Source organism: Polaromonas sp. P1_G2 (assembly GCF_056405515.1).
Map to the genome: position 1 here is coordinate 1 of NZ_JBFUBY010000017.1, position 26,533 is coordinate 26,533.

The 26,533-nt window shown below is 65.9% G+C and carries 25 protein-coding genes; 9 read left to right on the forward strand and 16 right to left on the reverse strand.

Annotated elements, in window-relative coordinates; translation table 11 throughout:
* Positions 1–257: 257 nt before the first annotated feature.
* The 7 genes from AC1D0P_RS03510 to AC1D0P_RS03540 form a co-directional block, all read right to left on the reverse strand.
* Entirely contained in the window at positions 258–1,025 is a 768-nt protein-coding gene (locus tag AC1D0P_RS03510) for an ABC transporter permease (RefSeq protein WP_477675441.1), read from the reverse strand.
* 2 nt (positions 1,026–1,027) lie between these two features.
* Positions 1,028–1,852 carry an ABC transporter ATP-binding protein gene (locus tag AC1D0P_RS03515; protein ID WP_477675418.1) on the reverse strand — a complete coding sequence of 275 codons (825 nt, stop codon included), beginning with the start codon at positions 1,850–1,852 and terminating at the stop codon, positions 1,028–1,030.
* A 2-nt stretch (positions 1,853–1,854) separates the two neighbouring features.
* Positions 1,855–2,910, reverse strand: coding sequence for an ABC transporter substrate-binding protein (locus AC1D0P_RS03520; RefSeq protein ID WP_477675419.1), 1,056 nt, complete (start codon positions 2,908–2,910; stop codon positions 1,855–1,857).
* Between the two features lie 237 nt (positions 2,911–3,147).
* Positions 3,148–4,389, reverse strand: coding sequence for a M20 family metallopeptidase (locus AC1D0P_RS03525; protein WP_477675420.1), 1,242 nt, complete (start codon positions 4,387–4,389; stop codon positions 3,148–3,150).
* A gap of 5 nt (positions 4,390–4,394) precedes the next feature.
* Complete coding sequence (gene uraD / locus AC1D0P_RS03530; protein ID WP_477675421.1) at positions 4,395–6,161, reverse strand: 2-oxo-4-hydroxy-4-carboxy-5-ureidoimidazoline decarboxylase; 1,767 nt, start codon at positions 6,159–6,161, stop codon at positions 4,395–4,397.
* 2 nt (positions 6,162–6,163) lie between these two features.
* Positions 6,164–7,099 carry an allantoinase PuuE gene (gene puuE / locus AC1D0P_RS03535; RefSeq protein ID WP_477675422.1) on the reverse strand — a complete coding sequence of 312 codons (936 nt, stop codon included), beginning with the start codon at positions 7,097–7,099 and terminating at the stop codon, positions 6,164–6,166.
* Between the two features lie 77 nt (positions 7,100–7,176).
* Complete coding sequence (locus AC1D0P_RS03540; RefSeq protein WP_477675423.1) at positions 7,177–7,842, reverse strand: GntR family transcriptional regulator; 666 nt, start codon at positions 7,840–7,842, stop codon at positions 7,177–7,179.
* A 198-nt stretch (positions 7,843–8,040) separates the two neighbouring features.
* On the opposite strand from AC1D0P_RS03540, the gene uraH reads away from it, so the two are divergent.
* Both uraH and AC1D0P_RS03550 read left to right on the forward strand, forming a co-directional pair.
* On the forward strand, positions 8,041–8,394 hold the full coding sequence (gene uraH, locus AC1D0P_RS03545; protein WP_477675424.1) for a hydroxyisourate hydrolase: 354 nt from the start codon (positions 8,041–8,043) through the stop codon (positions 8,392–8,394).
* 80 nt (positions 8,395–8,474) lie between these two features.
* Positions 8,475–9,491 carry a tripartite tricarboxylate transporter substrate binding protein gene (locus AC1D0P_RS03550; RefSeq protein ID WP_477675425.1) on the forward strand — a complete coding sequence of 339 codons (1,017 nt, stop codon included), beginning with the start codon at positions 8,475–8,477 and terminating at the stop codon, positions 9,489–9,491.
* A 365-nt stretch (positions 9,492–9,856) separates the two neighbouring features.
* On the opposite strand, the gene AC1D0P_RS03555 is transcribed toward AC1D0P_RS03550, so the two are convergent.
* Entirely contained in the window at positions 9,857–10,411 is a 555-nt protein-coding gene (locus tag AC1D0P_RS03555; RefSeq protein ID WP_477675426.1) for a hypothetical protein, read from the reverse strand.
* Positions 10,412–10,557: 146 nt separating this feature from the next.
* Here AC1D0P_RS03555 and xdhC point away from each other — a divergent pair, with 146 nt between their 5' ends.
* Together xdhC and AC1D0P_RS03565 are read left to right on the forward strand one after the other, a co-directional pair.
* Positions 10,558–11,394, forward strand: a complete 837-nt coding sequence (gene xdhC, locus AC1D0P_RS03560) for a xanthine dehydrogenase accessory protein XdhC (RefSeq protein ID WP_477675427.1) — start codon at positions 10,558–10,560, stop codon at positions 11,392–11,394.
* A 183-nt stretch (positions 11,395–11,577) separates the two neighbouring features.
* Positions 11,578–12,783, forward strand: coding sequence for a urate hydroxylase PuuD (locus tag AC1D0P_RS03565; RefSeq protein WP_477675428.1), 1,206 nt, complete (start codon positions 11,578–11,580; stop codon positions 12,781–12,783).
* A 3-nt stretch (positions 12,784–12,786) separates the two neighbouring features.
* Here the strand turns inward: AC1D0P_RS03565 and AC1D0P_RS03570 are convergent, their stop codons facing one another.
* The gene (locus AC1D0P_RS03570; protein WP_477675429.1) at positions 12,787–13,722 is read right to left on the reverse strand and encodes a LysR family transcriptional regulator; all 936 of its coding nucleotides are present in this window, start codon (positions 13,720–13,722) and stop codon (positions 12,787–12,789) included.
* Positions 13,723–13,825: 103 nt separating this feature from the next.
* Here AC1D0P_RS03570 and AC1D0P_RS03575 point away from each other — a divergent pair, with 103 nt between their 5' ends.
* Positions 13,826–14,911 carry a tartrate dehydrogenase gene (locus AC1D0P_RS03575; protein ID WP_477675430.1) on the forward strand — a complete coding sequence of 362 codons (1,086 nt, stop codon included), beginning with the start codon at positions 13,826–13,828 and terminating at the stop codon, positions 14,909–14,911.
* 82 nt (positions 14,912–14,993) lie between these two features.
* Positions 14,994–15,968 (forward strand): tripartite tricarboxylate transporter substrate binding protein, encoded by a 975-nt coding sequence (locus AC1D0P_RS03580; RefSeq protein WP_477675431.1) that lies wholly within the window; start codon positions 14,994–14,996, stop codon positions 15,966–15,968.
* Between the two features lie 51 nt (positions 15,969–16,019).
* On the opposite strand, the gene AC1D0P_RS03585 is transcribed toward AC1D0P_RS03580, so the two are convergent.
* Positions 16,020–16,355: a DMT family transporter gene (locus AC1D0P_RS03585; protein ID WP_477675432.1), complete on the reverse strand. Its 336-nt coding sequence runs from the start codon at positions 16,353–16,355 to the stop codon at positions 16,020–16,022.
* A 152-nt stretch (positions 16,356–16,507) separates the two neighbouring features.
* On the opposite strand from AC1D0P_RS03585, the gene AC1D0P_RS03590 reads away from it, so the two are divergent.
* Positions 16,508–17,884: a glycerate kinase type-2 family protein gene (locus tag AC1D0P_RS03590; protein ID WP_477675433.1), complete on the forward strand. Its 1,377-nt coding sequence runs from the start codon at positions 16,508–16,510 to the stop codon at positions 17,882–17,884.
* 23 nt (positions 17,885–17,907) lie between these two features.
* Here AC1D0P_RS03590 and AC1D0P_RS03595 read toward each other — a convergent pair whose 3' ends face one another.
* The 3 genes from AC1D0P_RS03595 to AC1D0P_RS03605 form a co-directional block, all read right to left on the reverse strand.
* The gene (locus tag AC1D0P_RS03595; RefSeq protein WP_477675434.1) at positions 17,908–19,425 is read right to left on the reverse strand and encodes an amidase; all 1,518 of its coding nucleotides are present in this window, start codon (positions 19,423–19,425) and stop codon (positions 17,908–17,910) included.
* Positions 19,426–19,435: 10 nt separating this feature from the next.
* Positions 19,436–20,434: a Bug family tripartite tricarboxylate transporter substrate binding protein gene (locus tag AC1D0P_RS03600; protein WP_477675435.1), complete on the reverse strand. Its 999-nt coding sequence runs from the start codon at positions 20,432–20,434 to the stop codon at positions 19,436–19,438.
* 68 nt (positions 20,435–20,502) lie between these two features.
* Positions 20,503–21,636, reverse strand: coding sequence for an NAD(P)/FAD-dependent oxidoreductase (locus tag AC1D0P_RS03605; RefSeq protein ID WP_477675436.1), 1,134 nt, complete (start codon positions 21,634–21,636; stop codon positions 20,503–20,505).
* 112 nt (positions 21,637–21,748) lie between these two features.
* Here AC1D0P_RS03605 and AC1D0P_RS03610 point away from each other — a divergent pair, with 112 nt between their 5' ends.
* Positions 21,749–22,360: a helix-turn-helix domain-containing protein gene (locus AC1D0P_RS03610; RefSeq protein WP_477675437.1), complete on the forward strand. Its 612-nt coding sequence runs from the start codon at positions 21,749–21,751 to the stop codon at positions 22,358–22,360.
* Between the two features lie 19 nt (positions 22,361–22,379).
* On the opposite strand, the gene AC1D0P_RS03615 is transcribed toward AC1D0P_RS03610, so the two are convergent.
* The 3 genes from AC1D0P_RS03615 to AC1D0P_RS03625 form a co-directional block, all read right to left on the reverse strand.
* A complete protein-coding gene (locus AC1D0P_RS03615) occupies positions 22,380–23,792 on the reverse strand; it encodes a M20 family metallopeptidase (protein WP_477675438.1) in 1,413 nt (470 codons plus the stop codon).
* Between the two features lie 49 nt (positions 23,793–23,841).
* A complete protein-coding gene (locus tag AC1D0P_RS03620) occupies positions 23,842–24,822 on the reverse strand; it encodes a Bug family tripartite tricarboxylate transporter substrate binding protein (protein ID WP_477675439.1) in 981 nt (326 codons plus the stop codon).
* Between the two features lie 71 nt (positions 24,823–24,893).
* Entirely contained in the window at positions 24,894–25,910 is a 1,017-nt protein-coding gene (locus tag AC1D0P_RS03625) for a 1-aminocyclopropane-1-carboxylate deaminase (protein WP_436157967.1), read from the reverse strand.
* A 214-nt stretch (positions 25,911–26,124) separates the two neighbouring features.
* Here AC1D0P_RS03625 and AC1D0P_RS03630 point away from each other — a divergent pair.
* Positions 26,125–26,533: Lrp/AsnC family transcriptional regulator (locus AC1D0P_RS03630; protein ID WP_477675440.1), on the forward strand; the 409-nt coding region annotated here is incomplete at its 3' end.

Here is a 26,533-nt window from a genome sequence, read left to right on the forward strand (position 1 = left end):
CCGTCCTGGCTGGGCCGAGGAGCGCAGAGACAAGCGGATCAGGGCTGGCGTTGTTTGAGCCGAAGGCGAGTTTAGCCAGACCCCGCTTGGCTCGAGCACCGCAGGTTGCCCGTAGCGAAGCGTAGGGACCCAGACTGCGGGTCGCCTTTTCTTTGGTGACTTTCTTTTGGCGAAGCAAAAGAAAGTTACTTGCCGCCGGGCAACCCCGGCCAGCAACCCTCAGCAGAGAGCGCACCGCCGGAGCAAGGCCGGACACTTCAGCCAGCCTGTGACCCCCGATGCGCCCACCCGGTCGTATGCTTCTCAACATAACTAAACAACTCATACATAGCCATCGCCATAGCCCCAATCACCACCAGCCCGGCAAACGCCAACGCCAGYCGTTGCTGCGACCCGGCACTCTGCATGAGATAGCCAATCCCCGAATCCCCGGCTGTCATCTCGGCCAGCACCGTACCGACAAAAGCCAGCGTGATGGACACCTTGAGCGAGGCGAAAAAGTAGGGCATGGACCTCGGCAGGCCGACCTTGATGAGCACGTCACGGCGCTTGGCGCCTAGCACGCGCAGCACGTCTTCCAGTTCGGGCTCCAGCGTGGCCAGGCCGGTGGCCATGTTGACGGTGATGGGGAAAAACGAGATCAGGAAGGCGGTCAGGATGCCGGGGCCAATGCCTATGCCGAACCAGACAATCAGGATGGGGACAATCGCCGCTTTCGGCACGGCATTGAAGGCCACCAGCAGCGGATAGACCGCCGCATAGGCCAGGCGCGATGAACCGACCAGGAAACCCAGCAGCACGCCGACGACGATGGACAGGCCAAAGCCGACCATCGTGACCCAGAAGGTTTTCCAGGCGGCTTCGGCAATCGGGCCGGCGAATTCGGCCATGGCCTGGGCGATGGCCAGCGGCGCCGGGAAGATGAACTCGGGCACCGAGAAACCCGCGCACGCGGCCTGCCACAGTGCCACCACCAGCGCCAGCAGCAGCCACGGCGCCCAGCGTTCGAGTTGTTTGTTGTTCATGTTCACGGTTGCGCTCCGCCGCGCATCGCGCCTATGTGGCCGCGCAGCTCGTGCACGATGTCGCTGAATTCGCGGGTGTAGGTGACTTCCAGGTCGCGCGGGCGCGGCAGGTCGATTTCGCGCCTGACGACAAAACGGCCCGGGCTTTTGCTCATCACATACACCGTGTCGGCCAGGAACACCGACTCGCGCAGGTCATGCGTGACCAGGATTACGTTGAAGCGCTGCTCGGTCCAGAGGTCGCGCAGGATGCACCACAACTCTTCGCGCGTGAAGGCGTCGAGCGCGCCGAAGGGCTCGTCGAGCAGCAGCATCTTGGGCTCGTGGATCAGAGCCCGGCAGATGCTCACGCGCTGCTGCATGCCGCCCGAGAGCTGCCAGGGGAACTTGTCTTCATAACCGGCCAGGCCGACCTTTTGCAGCAAGCGCCGTGCGCGTTCCTCGAACTCCTTGCGCTTGGCCTTGAACTGGCTGCGGTAGGGCTCGACGATCTCGAGCGGCAGCAGCACATTGCCGACCGTGGTGCGCCAGGGCAGCAGCGACGGCGCCTGGAAGGCCATGCCCGAGATCTTGAGCGGCCCGGTCACGGGCCGGCCGTCGATCAGGATGCGGCCCGCCGAAGGCATCTTCAGGCCGGTGGCGAGCTTCATGAAGGTGGACTTGCCGCAGCCCGAAGGCCCGACGATGGCGATGAACTCGCCTTGCCGCACCTGCAGGTCTATGGCCTCGACGGAAAACTGTTTGCGCGCGAGCAGCTCGTCGTTGTAGGCGAGCCAGACGTCGCGGAAATCAACGAAATGAGGGTTGTCGGCAGTGGCCAGGGACATGCTTATTTCTTGGGAACTGGCAGCACATTGAGTTCAGTCGCCGTGGGCAGGAAGGAGCCGTTCCACACCAGCGCGGGGTCGACGCGGGTCTTGGTGCCGAAGGCGTCGGAGACCTGCGAGGCCATCAGCGTGAGGCGAGGGGCTTTGACCTGGCCGAAGCCCTCGGCGCGTGCGTCGGGGCTGTTGACCACGGTGTCTATCGCCAGGCGCAGGCGGCGCACTTCCAGCGGCACGTTGATGATGCCGTCGCGCGCCTTGACGAATTCAATCGCGGCGGCAGGGTCGGCCACAACGTCTTTCACGCCCTTGGTGAAGGCCTGCAGGAAGGCTTTGACGGCGGCCGGGTTCTCCTTGATGAGCTTGGGCGAGGCGATGACGACGTTACCGTAGTGCTTCACGCCGAAGTCGGCATAGGGCAGCACCACCACGTCCTCGGCCTTGACGCCGCGCGCCTCGAGGTTGAGCAGCGAGGTGAAGGTGAAGCCGGTGATGGCATCGACGTCGCCGCGCGCCAGCATGGTTTCGCGCAGCGGCGGGTCCATGGTGACCCACTGGAAGCCGGTGATCTTGTTGGCCTTGGCAAAGACCGGGAAGGCACGGCGGCCGGCGTCGAACACCGGGGCGCCCATTTTTTTGCCGTTGAGGTCGGCCGGGGTCTTGATGCCCGACTTCTTGAGCGCCATGACCGAGGCCGGCGTGTTGTTGTAGACCATCATCACGGCGACAGGCTTGTTGGGCGCGTCAGGGTTGTTGGCATGGAACTCCATGACCGAGGCCAGGTCGGCAAAACCCATGTCGTAGGTGCCCGAGGCTACGCGCGTGACCGCGCCGCCCGAGCCGTTGCCGGCGTCCACCGTCACGTCCAGCTTGTTGGCCTTGAAGTAGCCCTTGGCCACCGGCGTGAGGAAGAGGGCGGCCGGGCCCTCAAAGCGCCAGTCGAGCTGGAACTTGATGGGCGTGTTCTGCGCATGGGCGAGGCTGAAGGCCGCGGTGGCGGCGAGCAGGCCGGCGGCCCTGGCGAGTTGCGCGGCGGAAAACAAGGGCATGCGGTGGGTCATGGGGTGGTCCTGGGCCAAAAAAGTGAGCACTGGCCGCCTCGAAGAAGCGGTAGCGGGAGCTACGGAAGGGATAGCAAAAACAATGCCGTGCTTTTCGGGTAAAGGGGGCGAGGGGACGAAACACCCTCGCCGGCACGGCGTGCGGCCTATTTTCGGCGAAAGTCGCGCCGGGCTCGCCGCTTTTGCGGATTTTTCCGTCCGTGATTACCCCCGAAGCGGGGGCATCGTGCAGTCAGCTCAGGCCAGCAGGTCGCGCAGCGTGCGCGCAATCACCTTGGTGGCGCGGCGCAGGTCTTCGAGTTCCAGGCGTTCGTCGGCGCGCTTGGCATGCGATTCGAGCACGGTGCGCGGGCCGGCGCCGTAGATCACGCCGGGAATGCCGGCTTCGGCGTACAGGCGCACGTCGGTGTAGAGCGGCGTGCCCATGGCCGGGATCTTCTGGCCGAACAAAGCCTCGCCGTGTTTCTGGATGGCCTCGACCAGAGGCTGGTTGCCGGGCAGCGGCCGCATGGAATTGGCCAGCAGCAGGCGCTTGATGTCGATGGTGATGCCTTTGCGTTCGGCCGCGGCATCGGCAATCACCTTGCGGATATTGGCCTCGACCTCGGCCGGGTTCTCCTCGGGGATCATGCGGCGGTCCAGCTTGAACATCACCTTGCCGGGCACCACGTTGGTGTTGGTGCCGCCTTCGATGCGGCCCACATTGAGGTAGGGATGTTTGATGCCCTCGACCTTGGAGGTGACCTGCTGGTAGAGCGTGTTCTGCGCATAGAGTGCGTTGAGGATGTGCACCGCGCCCTGCAGCGCATCGACACCGGTGTCTGGGATCGCGGCATGGGCCATCTTGCCGTGCACCGTGACTTCCATCTGCAGGCAGCCGTTGTGGGCGGTGACGACTTCATACGAGAAGCCGGCCGCGATCAGCAGGTCGGGTTTGGTCAAGCCCTGCTTGAGCAGCCAGCCCGGGCCCATCTCGCCGCCGAATTCTTCGTCATAGGTGAAGTGCAGCTCGACCGCGCCCTTGAGCGGCGCGCCCAGCGCTTCGAGCGCGCGCACGGCGAAGGTGAAGCTCGCAAAATCGCATTTGCTGACAGCCGAGGCGCGGCCGTAAATCTTGCCGTCCACGATCTCGCCGCCGTAGGGGTCTTTTGTCCAGCCTTCGCCGGGTGGCACCACGTCGCCGTGGGCGTTGAGGGCGATGGTTTTGCCTTCGCCCTTGTTGCCGTACTGTCGCCGCACGATCAGGTTGGTGATGGATTCCATGCCGTAAGCACGCACATCGGCTTCAGGCACGGGATGCTTTTCGGCCTCGAAGCCGAAGGCCTTGATGAGGTCGGCGGTGCGTTCGGCATGCGGCGCGTTGTTGCCGGGCGGCGTGTCGGTGGGCACGCGTATCAACTGCTGGAGGAAGGCGGTTTCCTCGTCGAAATGGGCGTCTATCCAGCTGTCGAGCCGGGCGTAATCGGTGGAAAAGGTCATGGTGGTCAGGGCGCGAGATGGGTGAGCAGATGGGTGAAGGCCTGGATCGCAAGCTCGATGTCGTCGCTGGTGCTGCTTTCCAGCGGGTTGTGGCTGATGCCGGAGTTCTGGCCGCGCACAAAGAGCATGGCCTGCGGCATCACCTTGTGCAGCTTCATGGCGTCGTGGCCGGCGCCGCTGGGCATGGCATGCAAAGGCACGCCCAGCGAATCGACCGCGCGCTCCCAGCGCTGCTGCCAGGCCGGCGCGCTGGGCGCGGCGGCGGCGCGTTCGGTGAGTTCGGTCGTGAAGTGCACGCCGCGGCGTTCACAAATGGTTTTGAGCTCGGCCAGCACGTCGGCCACCAGCGCGTCGCGCTGCGCGTCGACGGGCGCGCGCAGGTCCAGCGAGAACAGGCAGCGCCCGGGCACCACGTTGATGGAGCCGCTGGGCACCTGCAGCATGCCGACGGTGCCGACGGAATCGCCGTCTTGCGCGGCGCGGCGCTCCACGTAGAGCAGCAGTTCGGCGGTAGCGGCGGCCGCGTCGCGGCGGCGGTTCATGGGCGTGGTGCCGGCGTGGCTGGCCATGCCGGTGATCTCGCAGAGGTAGCGCACGTTGCCGTTGATCGACGTCACGATGCCCAGCGGCAGATCGAGTTCGTTGAGCACCGGGCCTTGCTCGATGTGAACTTCGACAAAACCCAGGTAGTTGCCGGCCTCGCGTTTGATGTTGCCGATGTCTTCAGGTTTCAGGCCGGCGTTCCGCATGGCCTCGCGCATGGTGATGCCGTCGGCATCCTTCTGGTCCAGCCACTCGGGCTTGAAGTCGCCGATCAGCGCGCCGGAACCGAGGAAGGTCGCCTTGTAGCGCTGGCCTTCCTCCTCGGCAAAGCCCACGACCTCGATGTTGAAAGGCAGGCGCTTGCCCTGGCGGTGCAACTCGCGCACACAGGCCATGGGCGCGAAGATGCCGAGCCGGCCGTCGTACTTGCCGCCGTTGCGCACGGTGTCGTAATGGCTGCCGGTGAGCAGGGTCTTGGCGCCCGGCGCCGAGGCCTTGTAGACGCCCACCACATTGCCCACCGCATCAATGCCCACCTCGTCAAAGCCGCAGTCCCGCATGGTGCCGCTGATGAAGGCCGCGCAGGCGCGGTGCGCCTCGGTCAGGTAGGTCACCGTGAGCTGGCCTTTTTCAAGATAGCCCGGGTCGCTGTACTGCGACATCGCTTCATGCCAGTCCCAGACGTCGTTGCCCAGCGCGGGCGTGGCGGCGAACTTGTCGTTGAGCCTGAGTTCCACCACGCGGTGGATGTTGCGCAGGTTCTCCTGCAGCTCGAAGTCGGGATGGTTCTGCAGGCGGCGCGCGAAGGTGTCGATGATCTGTTGCCGCCCCAGGCCGGTACCGCGCGGGCCGCGCACCGCGAGGATGAAGGGGAAACTGAACTTGGCGTTGTAGTCGGCGTTCAGCTTTTGCAGCGTGGCGAACTCTTCGGTCGTGCAATCGGTGAGGCCGGCCTTGCCCTGTTCGTGGGAGGATTCYGCCGTGAGGTTTTTGCTCACCATGGCCTTGCCGGCCAGTTCGGGATGCGCCTGGATGAGCTTGACCTGGGCATCCCTGCCGGCCGCGCGCAGCACCTGGGCCATCGCGTGCTTGAGCTGCGCCAGCGAACGGAAGGGGCGGGCGTCGAGTGCTTTTTCAGCGACCCAGGGCGAGTGCTCGTAAAGCCCGTCCAGTAGCTGCAGCGCCTGGTCGCGCGGCGCGGTGTTGACCTGTTCAAGGGTGATGGCCATGTTCAGTTTTCCTGCCGGGGCGTGTGGGGGTGGGTGGCCTGCCAGTGGCGGGCGATGTCGATGCGGCGGCAGACCCAGACGCGGTCGTGCTTCTGCACATGGTCGAGGAAACGCTGCAATGCCACGATGCGGCCGGGGCGGCCCAGCAGGCGGCAGTGCATGCCTATGCTGAGCATTTTGGGCGACTCATCGCCCTCGGCATACAGCGCGTCGAAGCTGTCGCGCAGGTAGATAAAAAAGTCCTCGGCCTGCGCGAAGCCCTGGGGCAGGGCGAAGCGCATGTCGTTGGTGTCCAGCGTGTAGGGCACGACCAGCCGGGGTACCACGGCGCCGTCGGTTCGCGCCACCTCGGTCCAGAAGGGCAGCTCGTCGCCGTAGTAGTCGCTGTCGTATTCGAGCCGGCCGTCGTCGGCCACCAGGCGGCGCGTGTTGGGGCTGTCGCGGCCGGTGTACCAGCCCAGCGGGCGCGTGCCGGTGAGTTTTTCGATCGCGTCCAGGCCCAGGCGCATGTGTTCGCGTTCGGTGGCCTCGTCGACCTGCTGGTAGTTGATCCAGCGCCAGCCGTGGCAGGCGATCTCGTGGCCGAGCTCGGTGAAGGCTGCGGCCACCTCGGGGTGGCGCTGCAAGGCCATGCCGACGCCGAAGACGGTCAGCGGCAGCCCGCGCTTTTCAAATTCGCGCAGGATGCGCCACACGCCCACGCGCGAGCCGTATTCGTAAATGCCTTCCATGCTCAGGTGGCGGTCGGCAAAGCTGGGCGGGTTGGCCATCTCGGACAAAAATTGCTCGGAACCGGCGTCGCCGTGCAGCACCGAGTTCTCGCCGCCTTCTTCGTAATTGAGCACGAACTGCACGGCGATGCGGGCCTTGCCGGGCCAGTTGGCCTGCGGCGGATTCCGGCCGTAGCCGACGAGGTCGCGTGGATATGTTGCCCCCACGCTTGTCGCTTCGCGTACTACGCTGCCCCCCGAGGGGGCTAAATTTTCTTGGGGCGGCCCGGCGAAAATTTTGTTGTTCATGACAAAGCCATCGAAATGTCGTTGGTCGGCACCTTGCGGTCGAAGGCCAGGTTTTCCTCGACGTGCAGCAGGTGTTCGGTCATCAGGCGCACGGCCAGGGCCTCGTCCTTGGCGGCCAGGGCCTTGACGATTTCGGCGTGCTCGTCGTTGGAGTGCTCGGCGGCGCTGGCCGTCTGGTACATCAGCGTGATCAGCGCGCAGCGCGAGATCAGCTCGCCCAGCATTTGCGCCAGCACTTCATTGCCCATGAGCTCGGCCATGCGCACGTGGAAGTCGCCCAGCAGCTCATTGCGGCCGGGCACGTCGCCAATGTCAAGCGCGGCTTTTTCCTGGGCCACGTGTTCCTTGAGCGCCTTGATCTTCGCGGGTGTGACCTCGCGCACAAAGGCACGCGTCATTTCGGCTTCCAGCATGCGGCGCACGGCAAACACCTGGCGCGCTTCCATTACCGAGGGAGCGGCCACAAAGGCGCCGCGCGCGGGCTCCAGGCGTATCAGTCGGTTTTGYGAAAGCTGGAACAGCGCCTGTCGCACCAGCGTGCGCGAGACACCGAAATGGTCGGCGAGTTTTTGTTCCGCCAGCTTGGTGCCCGGGTGCAGCCTGTGCTCCACAATGGCCTTGGTCAGCGCCTCGACAATGGCATGGGTGGTCGATGGTTCCATCGGCGCATGATAGCCGTAAACCCAAAAACTGTATACACTTTTGGTAAACCGAAATTAAAACCAAGAGCTGCTCACAAACCCAGCGAAGCGGTCCTGGCTAGGCGCGACGCCGCAGACAGTGCTACAGCACGGCAAGGCGGCTGCAACAACGCCGGGAGGGTTTTTGAGCGGCTCCCCCAACTATTACCAAGGAACGCCATGGGCTTGAGCACACATGTACTGGACACGATGCATGGCTTACCTGCGGGTGGCATGAAGGTGTCGCTGTACACAACCCGGGCGGGCCAGGCCACGCTGGTGAAAGCCTTCACACTGAACGATGACGGCCGTAGCCCGGACGGACCGCTGTACGACAGCAGCAATTTGAAAGCGGGCACTTACCGCCTGGTGTTTGACGTTGCGGATTACTTCAAGGCGCGCGGCGTGGCGCTGCCAGAGCCGGCCTTTCTGGACCAGGTCAGCCTGGACTTCGGCGTGGCCGACATCACCGCGCATTACCACGTGCCTTTGCTGGTGAGCCCCTGGAGCTACTCCACTTATCGGGGCAGTTGAACCGTCGGTGAGCCTGTGTCATGAGGGCGTCATGCGGGTCGGGAACAATCAGCCCTTTTTACTACTGAGCCTCTTCCCCCATGAACGTCAAGCCGATGGGCGCGCTGAGCCGCCGCCAAGCCCTGCTGTTGTCTGCAGGCACCGTCGCCACCCTGATGGCTTGCACCGCGCTGGCACAAGGCCCTTCTTCCAACACCGCCGCTTATCCTGAACGTCCCGTCAAGATCGTCGTGCCCTTCGCGCCCGGCGCCGGCACCGACGCGATGGGGCGGCTGATCGCGCAAAAGCTCGGTGAAGTCCTGGGCGGAACCTTTGTGGTCGACAACCGCGCGGGCGCTTCGGGCGCCATCGGCACGCAGTTTGTGGCGCAGGCGCCGGCCGACGGCTACGCGCTGCTGCTGGTGGCATCGCCTTTCACCACGGTGGCGGCCTCGCTGCCCAGCGCCAACTACGACCCGCTGCGCCAGTTCACGCCGGTCGGCATGATCGCCAGCGGCCCGTTGGTCTGGGCCGCCAACAAGCAGCTGCCGGCCAACAACATGAAAGAGCTGATCGCGCTGGCCAGGCAGAAACCCGGCGCGCTCAACTATGGCTCCGCCGGCTCGGGCGGTGTCAACCACCTGGTGCTGGAATCGCTCAAAGCCCGCACCGGCACCTTCATCACGCACATCCCGTATCGCGGCGTGGCGCCGGCCACCATGGACATGATCGGCGGGCAGATCCAGCTCGTGACCGGCACCATTCCCGCGCTGCTGCCCTTCATCAAGAACGGCAGCGTCAAGCCGCTGGCCGTGACCAGCGCCAAACGCTCCAGCGCCTTGCCCGACGTGCCCAGCATGGCGGAGTCCGGCCTGAAGGGCTTTGACGTGCTGAACTACTTCGCGCTGGCCGCGCCCGCCGGCACGCCGCCCGCCGTCGTCAACACCCTGAACGCCGCCATCAACAAGATCGTGGCCATGCCCGACGTGCTGGCCCGTTTCAAGGCCGACGCTGTGGACGCCGCGCCGGGAACGCCTGCGCAGCTTGGTCAGTTCATTGAGGCGGATTACCGGGCGTGGGTGAACGTCGTTAAAACGCAGAATCTCAAGATAGATTAATGGGCGCAGGTGTTGGTTTGGGTTCCGGGGCCGGGGGTTGCCCGGCGGCAACTCACTTTTCTTTTGCTTCGCCAAAAGCAAAGTAAGCAAAAGGTCACGCAGTGGGGATTCGCTCACTTCGCGAAGCGAAGTTATGCGAATACCAAAAGGCGACCCTGGTTGCTGCGTCCCTCCGCTTCGCTGCGGGCAGCCTGCGGTGCTCGGTCCAGCCGGGGTCTCGCTAAACTCGCCTTCGGCTCAGACAACGCGATCCCTGATCCGTCTGGCCCTGCGCTCCTCGGCGCATCCACAAGGGGTGGGAGCGGAATGCAAACAGCCAATAGCCGAAGATAAAAACGGAATACCTGCAGCAGTCGGGGCCTTAGTCAGTCCTGTCCTTCTGTGAGCGTGTCCAGCTGGAACTTGCCGCTCTTGTGCCACAGCCAGGTGTCGGTGTAAACCACTTTGCCCATGCGGGTGGGCGCTGGGAAGGGCGAGGCCTGTTGGACGGTGCGCTCGATTTCGGCCATCACTTCGGGCGCCTGGCGCGGCGCGCGCATCCAGTCCAGGCGGGTCACGCGGCCGGCGCGGTCGATCTCCACATTCAGCACACCGACGGCATACAGCAGCGGCGGCATGCGGCCTTTGTAGACGCGGTCTGAATTGAGGCCGTAGATGTGCGTGGCGCCGTCTTCGCGGTAGGCGCGCGGCGTGGAGGCGCTGGAGCTCCGGGCCGAGCCCTGGGGGCCCGCGATGGGGCCGATCACCGGGGTGTCCGGCGCCTTGGCGGGTCCGGGCGCGGGCGTGGCGTCGGGGGCGGTTTTGCAGGCGCTCACGATGGCGGCCCCGGCCGCGGACAGCAGGGCCATCAGCCAGAAGCGCCGCGGGGCGGAAGAAGAAGTTGAAGTAGAAGGGGAAGAAGGCATCTCTGGTCTTGTCATGGTTTGCCTCTCTGGGCCTCTTGGGGCCGGCTCATGGGGTTTTGCGTATACCCGCCATCATGCGCGGAGACCGCGCGCCGGCCGGGTGGTGCTAAGGTCTCATTTTGCCGACTATTCCGTTTTCTTACGCTTTCAACACGTCACCAATGGTTTCCTGCAACACCGGTTTGTTACTTGACGCCCTGCTGGCCCGCCTGGCCACAGCGCCGGCGGTGCTGGTGCGGGTGGCCGAAACACAGGGCTCGGTCCCGCGGGAGGCGGGCACCTGGATGGCCGTGTTCGCCGATGCCATCGTGGGCACCATAGGCGGCGGCCACCTCGAATACGAGGCCATCACCAAAGCTCGCACGCTGCTGGAAAAAGGCGATGCTCCGCACGAAGTTGAGCCGCAGCGCGTGGCGCTGGGCCCGTCGCTGGGCCAGTGCTGCGGCGGTGTGGTGCAGCTGCGCTTCGAGCGGGTGGAGGCCGGCGATGCGGCGGCGCTAGCGCTGCGGCTGGATGCGCCACGGCTCACGCCGGTGGCGCTGTTCGGCGGCGGCCATGTCGGCCATGCGCTCGCCCAGGTGCTCGCACCCCTGCCGTTCGCGCTGACCTGGATAGACAGCCGTGACGGCGTGTTCCCGGACAGCGTGCCGCCGCGTGTGGTGTGCGAGCATTCAGAGCCGGTGCAGGACGCCGTGCCGGGCCTGGCGCCGCGGTCGCGCGTGCTGGTCATGAGCTTCAGCCATGCGGAAGACCTGGACATCGTGGCCGCCTGCCTCAAGCGCCAGCGTGAGCAGGGCGACTTGCCTTACATGGGGCTGATCGGCAGCAAGACCAAATGGGCGGCCTTCAGGCACCGGCTGGAGGCCAGGGGCTTCACGCCGGCTGAACTCGCGCATGTGACTTGTCCGATAGGCGTGCCCGGCATCACAGGCAAGGAGCCGGAAGTCATTGCCGTCGCTGTTGCGGCGCAGTTGTTGCAGAGCATCGATGCGGGCTGAGCTTGCGCCCGTCGGCAAAGCCGATAAACTCCCAACACCAGGTCGCAGCGGAGCCGGGAAGCAGGGCCTCAAACATCAAGCCCCGCTTCTTTTGTTCGTGACCCGTTTTCTGCTTACAGCGCCCGCAGTGGTGAGCAGGCTGAAATCGCGGTGCCCGCACGGGCGCCGCAAGGGTTGAGAGATATGGAAAGCTACCTCCTGGACTGGGCCAACCTGCTGCTGCGCTGGGTCCACGTCATCACCGCCATCGCCTGGGTCGGCTCCTCGTTTTACTTCGTCTTCCTCGACAGCAGCCTCACGCCGCCGGTTGATGAAGACCTCAAGAAACAGGGCGTCAGTGGCGAGCTCTGGGCCRTGCACGGCGGCGGGTTTTACCACCCAGTCAAATTCGCCGTCAAGCCGCCGCAGCTGCCGGCCCACCTGCACTGGTTTTACTGGGAAAGCTACAGCACCTGGCTGTCGGGCTTTGCGCTGTTCACGGTGTCCTATCTCTGGAACGCCGGCACCTACCTGGTCGACAAATCGCTGATGAACTGGTCGCCCGGCGCGGCGGCCGGCGTGGCGCTGTCTTTTTTCGTGATCTTCTGGATGCTGTACGACGGCATCTGCCAGCTGTTCGGCAGGGGCAAAAATGGCGACGCCATCGTGGGCGCATTGGTCGCCGTGCTGGTCTGCATCGCATCCTGGCTGGCCTGCCACTGGTTTGCCGGGCGCGCGGCCTTTCTGCTGGTGGGCGCGATGATGGCGACCGCCATGAGCGCCAATGTGTTCTTCTGGATCATCCCCGGCCAGCGCAAGGTGGTGGCCGCCATCAAGGCCGGTGAGGCGGTGGACCCGGTGCACGGCCAGCGCGGCAAGCAGCGCAGCGTGCACAACACCTACTTCACGCTGCCGGTGCTGTTCGCCATGCTCAGCAACCACTACAGCTTCACCTGGAGCCATCCGCAAAACTGGCTGGTGCTGATCCTCATGATGCTGGCCGGCGCGGCGATACGCCAGTTCTTTGTGCTGCGCCACGGCTACAAGCTGGGCCGCAACCGGCACCCGCTGGCGTATGCGCTGGCGGGTGTCGCTGTGATCATCGGTGTGATCGTCTGGATGAAACCCGCGCCCATTGCCGCGGCTGCACCGGCCGCCGTCTCATCCGGCTCCGGTTATGACAAGGTGCAACCCATCCTGGCCCAGCGCTGCTACCAGTGCCACGGTGCACAGCTGCAGATGAAGAATGTGCGCCTCGATTCACCCGGGGCCGTCAAGCAGCATGCGACGCAGGTCTACCAGCAGGCCGTGGTCACGCGGCTGATGCCCATGAACAACGCGACCGGTATCACCGAGGCGGAGCGGCTGGCCATCAAGCAGTGGTTCGACGCGGGCGCGCGAACTGAATAGCGCCTACCAATTGCTCACCAGCCCGGCCGCGCGTGTGGAGGGCTTCTCAAAATGCCGTGCCAAAAAATCCACAAAGGCCTTGACCCGGGCTGAATGCTGGTGGCGGGCCGGATACACCGCGTGGATGTCGGCCGGTGGCGTGCGGTAGTTCTCCAGCACCTGCACCAGGCGGCCGCTGCGCAGGTATTTGGCGATGTCCCATTCGGCGCGCATCAGGATGCCGTGGCCGTCCAGCGCCCAGTTCACCGCGATCTCGCCGTCGCTGGTGCTCAGGTTGCCGTGCACCTTGACGGCCTGCGTCTGCTTGCCGGAGGACAGGCGCCACATGCCGTAGGCCTCGTCACCCTGGCGTATGCCTATGCAGTTGTGCCGCGCCAGGTCGTGCGGCACCCTGGGTGTGCCGTGGCGGGCCAGGTAGGCTGGCGCGGCGCAGAGCAGGCGGCGGTTGGGCGCTATCAGGCGCGCGACCACGCGGGCGTCGGGCGGCTCACCGAAGCGTATGCAGACATCGAAGGCGTCCTCGGTCAGCGGCGGCGGGTTGACCGTGAGCTGCAGCTGCACTTCGACCTCGGGATGGGCTTTCACGAAACGCGAGACCAGCGGCGCTACATGGCTGCGGCCGAAACCCAGGGTGGCGTTCACGCGCAGCAGGCCCTTGGGGGCAGCCACGGCGCTGGAGACCTGCTGCTCCATGTCGTCGATGTCGGCCAGGATGCGGCGCGCATGCGTCAGGTAGATCTCGCCTTCCTGCGTGAGGCTGGCGCGCCGCGTCGTGCGGTTGAGCAGCTGCACGCCCAGCCTGGCCTCCATCTGCGCCAGCCGCTTGCTGACGGCCGCGGTGCTGACGCCGAGTTCGCGCGCCGTGGCCGACAGGCTGCCGTAGCGCGCCAGCAGGCTGAAAAAAGCCATCTCGGAAGGGGCGGGACTGGATGGATTCATTCGTAACCTGAAGTTAACAATGGTCTCACTTTAAAGGCTTTTGTTGTTCCCGCCAATCGCTACATTGGAGGCATCACCACCGGCATCACCACTGAGGAAACCCATGAAGACTTACAAAATCGCCTGTATCCCCGGCGACGGCATCGGCAAAGAGGTCGTCCCGGCCGGCCAGCAAGTGTTGCAAGCGCTTGCCGCCACGCAAAAGAATTTCCGTTTCGAGTTCACGTCCTACGGTTGGGGCGGCGACTGGTACCGCAAGCACGGCGTGATGATGCCCGACAAGGGCCTGGACGAATTGCGCGGCCAGGACGCCATCCTGTTCGGCTCGGCCGGCGATCCGCACATCCCCGACCACATCACGCTGTGGGGCCTGCGCCTGAAGATCTGCCAGGGCTTCGACCAGTACGCCAACGTGCGGCCCACGCGCATCCTGCCCGGCATAGACGCGCCGCTCAAGCGCTGCACCCCGGAGCAACTCAACTGGGTCATCGTGCGCGAGAACTCCGAGGGCGAGTATTCGGGTGTCGGCGGGCGGGCGCACCAGGGCCACCCGATCGAGGTGGCAACCGACGTTTCGATGATGACGCGCGCCGGTGTCGAACGCATCATGCGCTACGCCTTCCGGCTGGCGCAGTCGCGCCCGCGCAAGCTGCTGACCGTGGTCACCAAGTCCAACGCCCAGCGCCACGCCATGGTGATGTGGGACGAGATCGCGCTGCAGATCAGCCAGGAGTTTCCCGACGTCACCTGGGACAAGGAATTGGTCGATGCCTGCACCGCGCGCATGGTGAACCGCCCGGCTTCGCTGGACACCGTGGTCGCCACCAACCTGCACGCCGACATCCTGAGCGACCTGGCCGCCGCGCTGGCCGGCAGCCTGGGCATCGCGCCCACCGGCAACATCGATCCCGAACGCCGCTACCCCAGCATGTTCGAGCCCATCCACGGCTCGGCCTTCGACATCATGGGCAAGGGCCTGGCCAACCCGGTCGGCACCTTCTGGAGCTGCGTCATGCTGCTGGAACACCTGGGCGAGGCCGAAGCGGCCGCGGTGCTGATGGCGGCGGTTGAGAAAACCACCGCCAATGCCGCGCTGCACACGCGCGACCTGGGCGGCCAGGCCACCACGGCGCAGGTCACCGAGGCCGTCTGTGCGGAGGTCGGCAGCCGCCTGTTGCAGGCCGCCTGATCCATTCAGTGCGCCGCCGGCGCGCAAGGCTTTCCTGAATGCCGGCCGGTTCCCGCTTCCCAAAAAACACCAGGAGACAAGCATGAACACCGAGATCAAAAAGTGGATGGGCATTTTCTGCATGGCGGCAGCGCCCGTCGCCATGGCACAGCCTGCGCCTGCCGCCCCCGCCTGCCCCGACAAAAATGTGCAGTACTGGCAGGCCTTTCCGCCGGGCGGCGAGTCCGACCTGTCTGCGCGCCACCAGCAGGTCGTGCTCAAGAAAAAATGCCCGGCGGTCGACACCATCATCCAGTACAAGGCGGGCGCGGGCGGCGGCCTGATGTGGGGCCAGATGAACAACCTGCCCGGGGACGGCCTCAACGTCGTGGGCATCAACCTGCCGCACATCGTGTTCCAGCCCATCGAGGGCGAGGTGCAGTACAAGACGGCCGACATCGCGCCGGTGTTCTGGTTCCACTACACGCCCGACGTGCTGGTGGTACCCGAGAAAAGCCCGATCAAGACCTTCGCGGATTTCATCGCGGCCGCCAAAAAGAACCCCGGCAAGCTCAACCTGGGCGGTTCCGGCCTGAACTCGGCCAACCATGCGGCGCATGAGCGGCTCAACGCGGCCTTCGGCATCAAGAGCACCTATGTGCCTTACAAAGGCACGGGCGACATGTCCATCGCCGTGATCGGCGCGCAGGTCGATGGCGCGGTGACCTACACGCCCTTTGCCATCAGCAACAAGGGCAGGGTGCGGCCGCTCGCGGTGGCCATGGAAAAGCGCCACCCGCTGATGCCCGACGTGCCCACCTTCCGCGAGCTGGGCGTGGACTGGGTGGACGGCGCCTACCGCGGCATCGGCGTGCCGAAATCCACGCCGCCGGAAGCGCGCAAGCGGCTGTCGGACCTGTGGGCCGCGCTCAACAGCGAGCCGGAGATGAAGGAGCTCGCCGCCAGGAACGGCTTTGAACTGATCAGCGTGGGCACGGACCAGATGGACGCCTTCATGAAGGAGCGCATAGCCCTCTACACCGAAGGCGCGCGGCGGCTGGGGCTGGGGAAGAAGTGACGCCCCGCAAGCCTCTCATCCTTCCAGGAACCGGCCTTGGTCCCTTGGTCCTTAGTGAATGCTGGTGGTGTTTGAAAAGAGGTTCAGCACCACCACACCCGCGATGATCAGCGCCATGCCCACCATGCCCCAGAGGTCTATCTTTTGCTGGTGGATGAAGAAGCTGGTGATGCTGATCAGCACAATGCCCAGGCCCGACCAGATCGCATAGGTCACGCCGGTGGGAATCGATTTCATGGTCACCGTGAGCAGGTACAGCGCCGTGCCGTAGCCGGCGATGCTGACCAGCGAAGGCACCAGCCGCGTGAAGCTCTCGCTGGACTTGAGCGCCGTGGTGGCGATGACTTCGGCAACGATGGCGATGCCAAGGGCGAGGTAAGCATTCATGCGATGCGGGCTTTCTTCTTCGGTGGGGAATGGGTTGAGCGGGGTGAAAGGTCATTCTAGGCAGCGCCTGTTTTGCCGTATCCCTGAAGCCCACGGGGGCTGCCGGGTTACTGCCCGGTTACCACGGCACAATCCGGGGTGGAGACATTTCAATGACCGCCGCCAAGACACCCATTTCCAGCACTTCCAGCATGCCCAGCAACACCACCCCCGACGCCGCCACCCAGCCGCGCGAGTTCCTCGAGCACCTGTACCGCGCCGCCGTCACGCGCGCGCTGCCGCTCGAAAACACAGCCCGTTACCTGCCCAAACCGCCCACAAAAGCCAGCGGCGGCCGCACCATCGTGATTGGCGCGGGCAAGGCCGGCGGCTCCATGGCGCAGGCGGTCGAGGCCTTGTGGCCGGCCGATGCGCCGCTCGAAGGCCTGGTCGTCACGCGCTACCACCACATCCCGCCGCGGCCCGAGGGCCTCAAGCCGCGCATCGAAATCGTCGAGGCCGCGCACCCGGTGCCCGACGCCGCCGGGCTGGCGGCCGCGCAGCGCATCCTGGCCATGGTTCAAGGCCTGACCGAAAACGACCTGGTGCTGTGCCTGATCTCGGGCGGCGGCTCGGCCTTGCTGACCCTGCCGGCCGAAGGACTGACGCTGGAAGACAAGCAGCGCATCAACAAGGCGCTGCTTAACAGCGGCGCGAACATTTCCGAGATGAACTGCGTGCGCAAGCACCTCTCGCGCATCAAGGGCGGGCGCCTGGCTGCGGCCTGCGCGCCGGCGCGCGTGGTGACGCTCACCATCAGCGACGTGCCGGGCGACGACCCGTCCATCATCGCCAGCGGCCCCACGGTGCCCGACGCGACCAGCTGCGCCGAGGCGGTGGCGATCTTGCAGCGCTACGGCATTGAAGTGCCTGGCGCCATCATGAGCCTGCTGGAGCAGGGCGCGCTCGAAACCCCCAAGCCCGGCGACGCGGTCTTCACCGGCCATGAGGTCCACATGATCGCCACGCCCCAGCAAAGCCTGGAAGCCGCCGCCGCCGTGGCGCGCGCGGCCGGCCTTCAGGCCTGGATCCTGAGCGACGAGATGGAAGGCGAATCGCGCGAGGTCGGCAAGGTGCATGCGGCGCTGGCGCGTGCTGTTGCATTGAAGGGCCAGCCCTTCAGCAAGCCTTGCGTGATCTTGAGTGGCGGTGAAACCACCGTCACGATCCGGAAACAGCCTGAAGGCACGCCGCGTGGCCGGGGTGGCCGCGCCGGYGAGTTCTGCCTGGGCCTGGCGCTGGCCTTGCAGGGCCAGCCCGGCGTGTACGCGCTGGCGGCCGATACCGACGGCATAGACGGCGTCGAAGACAATGCTGGCGCCTTTGTGGCGCCCGATACGCTGCAGCGCGCGCTGGCCCAGGGCATGAAAGTTGACCAATACCTGGACCGCAACGATGCCTACGGCTACTTCGAACCGCTGGGCGGCCTGGTCATCACCGGGCCTACGCACACCAACGTCAACGACTTCCGCGCGCTGCTGATCCTGTAATTCTGTAGGCCCGCAAGCGCGGTTCAGACGGCGTTCAAGCCGCCGGAGCCCTGGCTGCCCGCCGTCTCGGGCGGATGCGTCACGATGGACTTGAGTTCCGGCCTGGCCGCCTGCAGGGGCTTGAGGTCGGGCACCGGCCGGCGCAGGCTGTCGCTGCCCTCGAACACCTGTTCCAGCGCCCGGCTCGCGGCCAGCAGTTGCGCATCACCATGCAGCCGCCCGATCACCTGCAGGCCGAAGGGCATGCCGTGTTCGTCCTTGCCGCAGGGCAGGGCCAGTGCCGGGTTGGTGGCCAGTGTCACCACATAGGTCAGGCCCAGCCAGTGGTAGTAGTTGCGCATGGCCTGGCCGTCGATGTTGCCGGCGAACAGTTCTGTCCAGGGGAAAGGCGTGACCGGCGTGACCGGCGCCAGGATCAGGTCGTACTGCTCGAAGGCTTTGGCGAAGCGCCGCGAGATGCGCGTCTGCTCCAGGTGTGCCCAGGCGCGGTCGGCCAGCGTGATGGCGGCGGCGATTTCCATGTTGGCGCGCACATTCGGCCCCAGCGTTTCGGGGGCCTTGCGGTAGATGTCGGCAAAAGCCGCGACAAAACTCTCGGCGCGCAGCGTGTCGAAGGCGCGGTCAGCGTCGCCCAGTTGCAGGTCCACCGGTTCGCAGCTGGCCACCAGCGGCCGGATGGCCTCCACGCGCTGGCGGAACACGCGGCGTATTTCCGGGTCCACGATGCAAAGGCCGAAATCCTCCGTCGTGCCGACGCGCAGCGTGGACAGGTCGGCGGGCTTGAGCGGCCAGAAGCCTGCGCCGTCCACCGGGTAGGACAGCGGGTCGCGCGCATCGGCGCCCACGCTGGCGGACAGCAGCAGCGCCGTGTCGTCCACATTGCGGCCCATGGGCCCGAGCACCGAGATGACCGACCAGCCCAGCGGCCGCGCATCGTTGGCCACCAGGCCGGGCGAAGGCCGCAGGCCGACCACGCCGCACAGCGCAGCCGGGATGCGCAGCGAGCCGCCGGTGTCGGAGCCGGTGCAGATCGGCAGCATGCCGGCCGCCAGCGCCGCGGCCGAGCCKCCCGAGGAACCGCCCGCATTGAGCGCGGGGTTGAAGGGGTTGCCCGTCGCGCCCCAGACCGGGTTGCGGGTGTTGGCGCCCGCGCCCATGTCGGGCACATTGGTCTTGGCCGTGACGATGGCGCCCGCCGCGCGCAGTTTGGCTACCAGCGCGTTGTCCTTGGCCGGCACATTGCCGCGCAGCCCCACATTGCCGTAAGTGGTCAGCAGGCCCGCCGTGTCCTGCAGGTCCTTCACGCCCAGCGGCAGCCCGTGCAGCGGCCCCAGCGGCCCGCCGCGCATCACCTGCGCCTCGGCTTCGCGCGCGGCCTCGCGTGCCCGCGTGAAGTCGGTCGCGCAGATGGCGTTGATGGCGGGGTTGAGGCTTTCGATGCGGCCTATGCAGGCGTCCATCAATTCCACCGGCGAAACCTGGCGGCTGCCGATCAGGCGGCGGAGTTCGACGGCGGAGATGTCTGGCAGGGTGGAGGGCATATCAATGTCTTCAGTCGGTTTTGATTTGCGAACGTTCGGCCAGCGCCTTCATGCGCGCGATTTCGGCCGTGACCATGCCGGACCAGTCGGGAACCGCGGTGTAGCCGGGCTCGAAGCCGGCGGCCTTGAGCTTGTCCAGTGTTTCGGGATTCGCCATGACCGTCATCAATGCTTTTTCAAGCCGTGCCTTGACGGGCGCCGGCACGCCCTTGGGCACCACCACGGCCAGCCAGGCGTTCATGTCGACGGCCGGGTAGCCGGCCTCGGCCATGGTCGGCACATTCGGCAGCAGGGCGGAGCGCTTGTTCATGGCCACGGCCAGCACGCGGATCTTGCCGGACTTGAGCTGCTGCGATGCGGCGACCACGGTGTCGAAAGACACCGGAATCTGCCCGCCCATCAGGTCGGTCATCAGCGGGCCTGAGCCTTTGTAGGGCACATGCGTCATCTTCAGGCCGGTGGCCGTGTTGAACATCGCGCCGGCGAAGTTGGAACTGGTGCCGTTGCCGAAGCTGCCGTAGAGGTATTTGTCAGGGTTGGCCTTGGCGGCGGCCACAAACTGGTGCACATCGGCGGCGGTGACCGACGGGTTCACCAGCATCGCCAGCGCCACCGAGCCCACCAGGCCGATCGCCTCAAAACCCTTGGCCGGGTCGTAGGAGAGCTTGGGCTGCAGCGCCGGATTCAGCGTGAAGGTGGAGTTCGAGCTCACGAGCAGGGTGTAGCCGTCGGGCTTGGCGCTGGCGACCGCGGCCGCGCCTATGGCGGTGCCGGCGCCCGGCTTGTTCTCGACCACCACGGGCTGGCCCAGCTGGTCACCCAGGGCCTTGCCCAGAATGCGCGCCAGCACGTCGGCCGCGCCGCCGGCCGGGAAGGGCGCGACCAGCGTCACGGGCCGCTCCGGAAAATCAGCGGCACGGGCGGGCCCGCCCACGGCGGCCAGCCCGCAGAAGATCATGCCGCCGGCGATCAGCGTGCGGCGCAGTGCATTGAATGGCATGTGGTGCATGGTAGGCCTCTTTGAAGTGTCGGTCGATGGTGGGACGGGCGATGGTGGGGTGGGGACAGGCGGCAGCGTCATCGCAGGCGGGCCGGCGACAGCGCGCGGGCATCCAGGCCCTGGCGCAGCAATTCCTCGGGCAGCGCGGCCTGGCGCAGCAGCGCATCGGCCAGCGCGCTTGCGCCCGCCGCGCTCTGGATGCCGTAGCCGCCTTGCGCCGCGAGCCAGAAGAAGCCGGGGCAGGCATCGTCCTGGCCTATCACCATTTCGCCGTCGGGCACAAAAGAGCGCAGGCCGGCCCAGGTACTCGCCGGCCGGCGTATGGTCAGGGTCGAGACGCTTTCAATCTGGTGTATGCCCATGGCGATGTCGAGTTCCTCGGGCACCACGTCGTGCGGCACCGTGGCATCGGCATTGGCGGGTGAGCCGAGCATCTGGCCCGCGTCGGGTTTGAAGTAATAACTTTCGTCCACGCCCACCACGGCAGGCCAATGCGAGGCGTCCACACCCTCGGGCCCCTTGAAGGTGAAGGCGCTGCGCCTGTGTGGCACCAGGCCTATGGGCCGCGCGCCGAACACGGCGCCCAGCTCGTCGGCCCAGGCGCCGGCGGCATTCACCACGGTGCGGGCGCGCAGCGTCTGGCCGTCGGCCAGTTCCACGGTCCAGCAGCGGCCATCGTGCGTGGCGCTGGTCACGCCCGCGCTGGTGCGCAGTTCGCCGTCGGCCCCCGCCTTGCGGCGAAAGCCGCGCAGGAAACCCTGGTGCAGGGCATGCACGTCCAGGTCCTGCGCGCCGGCGTCGTACAGCGCACCGTGCACCAGATCGGGCCGCAGGCAGGGCACATGGGCCAGCGTGGTGCCGGCGTCCAGGGTCGCCAGGCCGGGGCAGCTGGGCGACAGTTCCTTGCGGGTGTGGGCCAGTTCTTTTTCCTGCCCGTGCGTGGCGAGGTAAATCACGCCGCGCGGCTGCATCAGGTCGGGCGCGAAGCCTTCGGGCGGCTGCTCGTAAAAGGCGCGGCTGGCGCGCGTCAGCGCCCGCACCATGGGCGGGCCGTAGCTTTCCATGAACATGGCGGCGGAGYGGCCCGTGGAGTGGTAACCCGGCTGGGACTCGCGCTCGAGCAGTGCCACGCTGCGCTGCCCGGCCAGGCGCCAGGCCAGGGAGGCGCCCGCAATGCCGGCGCCGACGATCAGGATGTCATATTCTTTCATTCAAATTCTCTCATTTGAGAATTCTCACATGCGAGAATCATGCCTGTCCAGCCGATTTACCGGGATTACGCCTGATTTCCGCCTGATTTGCGCCAAACAAAGGGAAAACACCATGGCTCCACGCCCCGCCCGCCCGCCCGCCGCCGCCCCCGAAGCGGACAGGGTGCAACTGGGCCTGAGCCTGCGCGCGCACCGCAAGGCGCGGCGGCTGACGCTCAAGGACCTGTCCGGGCGCTCCGGCGTGGCGCTGTCCACCCTGTCCAAGATGGAGCTGGGCCAGATCTCGGTCAGCTATGAAAAGCTGGCCGCCGTGGCCCGGGCGCTGTCGCTGGACGTGGGACAGTTGCTGGACGCGCGGGCCGCGGCGCCGCAGCCCGGCGCGGCCACGCCCGTGGTGGTCTGGTCCGATGCCGGCGACGCGCCGGCCTACAGTTCGGGCAACTACGACTACCGCGCGCTGGCCGCCGGTTTCCCCGGCAAGCGCATGACGCCGATGCACGGCCGCATCCTGGCCCGGGCGCGCGACCAGTTCTCCGATTTCGTCCGCCACCCGGGGCAGGAGTTCCTGACGGTGCTGTCGGGCCGGGTGCGCATCGAATTCGAAACCGGTGAAATCATCGAGGTGGGCCGCCACGAGTCGGCTTATTTCGACAGCGGCGTCGGCCACATCTACGTCTCGCTGGGGCGCGCGGACGCGCAGGTTCTGGTGGTGATGAGCGAGTAGCGCGTCATCCGTACATTGGCTATCGCAGGCCGGCGCGATGCCGGACGACGTCATGGCCGCTCTCGGCCAGGTCCCAGAAAATGCCCGCCATGAGCTGCAGCCCTTCACGCGCCACGCTGCCCAGCAGATGCTCATTGGGGGCGTGCTGGCTGCACGCCGGGTAGGAGTGCGGGAACCACAGCGTCGGCATGCCCAGCAGCTCGGCGAAGACGTCGTTGGGCAGCGAACCGCCAAAATTCGGCAGCAGGGACGGGGCTTTTCCGGTGCTGCGCCGGATGGAGTCCAGGCCCCAGCGCACCCAGGCGTCATCGGGGTCGAGCCGGGTGGCGGCCATCGGTTCGCCGTCCGGCTGTACGTCGATGTCGTCAAAGCCATGGGCCTGAAGATGCTTCCGGATATGCGCCACAAAATTGGCGCTGTCGCTACCGACGACGAAGCGTATCTGGCACAGCGCAAAAGCGTGGCCGGGAATGGCGCCGACCGGCGCGTCGGGATTGCCGGTCTTGTAGGCCAGGACTTCCACGGTGTTCCAGCCGTAAACACGCTCGGTGGGGGTGAGGCCGGGTTCGCCCCAGTCGCTGTCGATGGCGGGGTCGCCCGGGTCGCCCCCGACGCTGATGGTCTTCAGGGCCTCCCTGACATTGGCCGGCAGCGAGTCGGGCAGCAGCCCCTTGACCAGTACTCGCCCTTTGGCGTCCACCAGGCTGGCAATGGCGTGGGCCAGCCTGGTGCCGGCATTGCGCAGCAGGCCGCCCCAGTTGCCGGAATGGTGGCCGCCGTCCCGCAGGTTCGCCCGCAGGCTGAAATTGAAAAAGCCGCGGGAACCCAGGAACAGGGTGGGGCTGGAGGCGGCCACGCGCGGGCCGTCTGACGCGATGAACACGTCGGCGGCGAGCTCCTCGTGGTGCAGGGCGCAGAACTCGCGCAGGCCCGGTGAGCCGGTTTCTTCACCGGTCTCCAGGACGATCTTGAGGTTGTAGCCCAGCTTGCCCCCGCGCACGGCCAGCACCTGGGCCAGCGCGGCGAGGTTGATGCTGTGCTGCCCCTTGTTGTCCGCGGTGCCGCGTCCGTACCAGCGGTCCCCTTGCACCGTGACGCGCCAGGGGTCGAGACCCTCGCGCCACAGCCCTTCCTGGCCGCGCACCACGTCACCGTGCCCGTAGGTCAGCACGCTGAAGGCCGCGTCGGCTTCGGTGCGCGTGGCCAGCAGGAAAGGCCCGCCYCCGGCATGCGGGTTCTCAAGGATGCGGTGCGTGAAGCCGAGCTGTGCGAGTTGGGGCGCGATGTGCTCGTCCAGGTAGGCGCGAAGCTGCGGTGCGCCGGCCGGGTTCTGGCTTTCGCTCCGGACGGCGACACGGCGCGAAAGCGTTTCGAGGAAACGGCCGTCATCGAAATAGGCAGCCGCCCTGGCCAGTGCGTCGTCTCTGCTCATGATGGGGAGGAGGTAAAGGAGGTGAAAGGTGTGCGGGGATGGGGCGATTTCATTCCGAACGGATATTAGCGCGCTGCGCGGTGGCGCGCATGATGGGAAGGTCGTGGTCTATCAGGGCCGCAACCGAGGCGGCCGGGGCGTAAGCGGGCTCCAGGCCGTTGGCCAGCAGCTTGTCCCTGACCTCCGGGTCGGCCATGGTGTTGGCGAGCGCCAGTTCAAGGCGAACCCTCACTTCGCGCGGGATGCCCCGCGGCGCCACGATGGCCAGCCAGGAGTCCGCGTCGAAGCCCGGGTAGCCGGACTCCGCGACCGTCGGTACATTCGGCAGCAAGCTGGAGCGCCTGGCGGCGGTCACGGCAATCGGCTTGATCTTGCCGGCCTTGATCTGCGGCAGCGTGGCCGCCACCGTGTCAACGGAAAACGGGATCTGCCCGCCGACCAGGTCGGTGATGGCGGGGGCGCTGCCCTTATAGGGCACATGCTCCATCTTCAATCCCGTGGCGTTCAGGATGAGTTCACCCGCGAAGTGGCCCGTGGTGCCGGTACCGAAGGAGCCGTACATGTACTTTCCCGGCGATGCCTGCACGGCCGTGATGAGCTGTTTGATGCTGCCGACGGGCACCTGCGGATTGGCCACCAGGATCAGCGGCACACGCGCCGTCAGCGCGATGGGCTCAAAGCTCTTGACGGGGTCGTAGGGAAGCCTGGAGTTGATGGCCGGATTGACCGTGAACGTCGACCCCGAACTGATAAGCAGGGTGTAGCCGTCCGCGGCAGCCTTGGCCACATAGCCGGCGCCCACGATGGTGCCGCCGCCCGCGCGGTTTTCAATGACGACGGGCTGCCCCAGCCGTTCGCCCAGCTTCTGCCCCACCAGCCGGCCCACGATGTCGGTCGCGCCACCCGCGGGGAAAGGCACGACCAGCTGGATGGGCTTGACCGGATAGGCCTGCGCCCTGGCCCCCGTTGCCGCCAGCATGGCCAGCAACAGTACGGAGAGGATACGAAGGGACTTGGGGGCTGGCTTCATGGCTTGCTTTCATCAGGAAAAAAAAGGCGCTGGCAACAGGCGGGGTGCGTTGAAACCTTCGCGGCGGGCTTTCAACCGTTGCGAAACAGGAAGCTGTAGGCGTTGAGCGCAGGAACGCCGCCGAGGTGGGCATACAGCACCTTCGAGCCCGCCGGGAATTCGCCCAGGCGGGTCTTTTCGATCATTCCGTGCATGGACTTGCCTTCGTAGACCGGGTCGGTCAGCATGCCTTCCATGCGGGCGCACAGGCGGATGGCTTCCAGCGTCCCTTCGTTCGGCAGGCCGTATTCCGGGCCGCCGAAACGGTCGTCCAGCACCACGTCCTTGGCCGTGATGTCGCGGCCCAGTTCGACCAGTTCGGCCGTGCCCTTCGCGATGCGCAGGATCTGGTCAAAGGTCTGCTTGGGCTTGGCCGAAGCATCGATGCCGATGACCTTGTCGGCGCGGCCGTCCGCCGCGAAGCCCACCACCATGCCGGCCTGCGTGCTGCCGGTGACCGAGCAGGTCACGATGTAGTCGAACTTGAAGCCCAGCTCGGCCTCCTGCTGGCGCACTTCTTCAGCGAAGCTGACGAATCCCAGCCCGCCGCGCGGGTGTTCCGAACAGCCGGCCGGAATCGGGAAGGGCTTGCCGCCGGCCTTGCGCACGTCGTCCATGGCCTGTTCCCAGCTGGGGCGTATGCCGATGTCAAAACCGGCCGCGTCCAGGCGCACGTCGGCGCCCATGATGCGCGACATTTCGATATTGCCGACCCGGTCATACACCGCGTCGGAGTAATTCACCCAGTTCTCCTGGACCAGCACGCACTTCATGCCCAGGTGCGCGGCAACGGCGGCCACCTGGCGCGTCTGGTTGGACTGGATGCCGCCTATGGACACCAGGGTGTCGTAACCGCCTTCCAGGGCTTCGGGAATCAGGTACTCCAGTTTGCGCGTCTTGTTGCCGCCGAAAGCCAGCCCGCTGTTGCAGTCCTCACGCTTTGCGAAAAGATCGACCTTGCCGCCCAGGTGGGCGCTGAGCCGTTTGAGCGGCTGGATCGGTGTGGGGCCGAAGGTCAAAGAGTGGCGGGGAAATTTCTTGAGGTTCATGCGAATGGCTCCTGGGGTTAAGACGGGTCTCCAGGCATCAAGACTTGCGAATAAAGACGGCATACCCACCCTTTCTTCAATTGCTGCATTGATGCTCCGTTGAGGCCAATATTAAAAACAAATGACAAAATGGTGGTTGCAAAATTCTTCTAAAATTCAAAACGAATATGGTTTCCTTGCCGGGTTTTTTGATTTTTATTCTGTATAGGTTCATATGAGCACAACAAAATTTCTCGAAAAAAGCAGCGCACCGGCTTCCCTCAGGGAGGCGCTGGACCGCACGGACCGGGCGATCCTCAAGGCGCTCCAGCGCGACGCTTCGGTGTCCAACGTGGCGCTGGCGGGCAAGGTGAACCTGAGCGCGCCCGCATGCCTGCGGAGGGTGGAGCGGCTTAAAGAGCTTGGCTTGATCAAAGGGGTGGTGGCGCTGCTCAACCCGCACCTGCTGGACCTCGGCATGCTGGTCATGATCGGCGTCGTGCTGGACCGGTCGACACCCGAGTCCTTCGCCAATTTCGAAAAAGCGGCGCAGACGGTGTCCGGCTGCATGGGGTGCCATGTCGTGACCGGCGAGTTCGATTACTTCATGCTGGTGCGCACCCGGGACAACGACAGCTTCAATC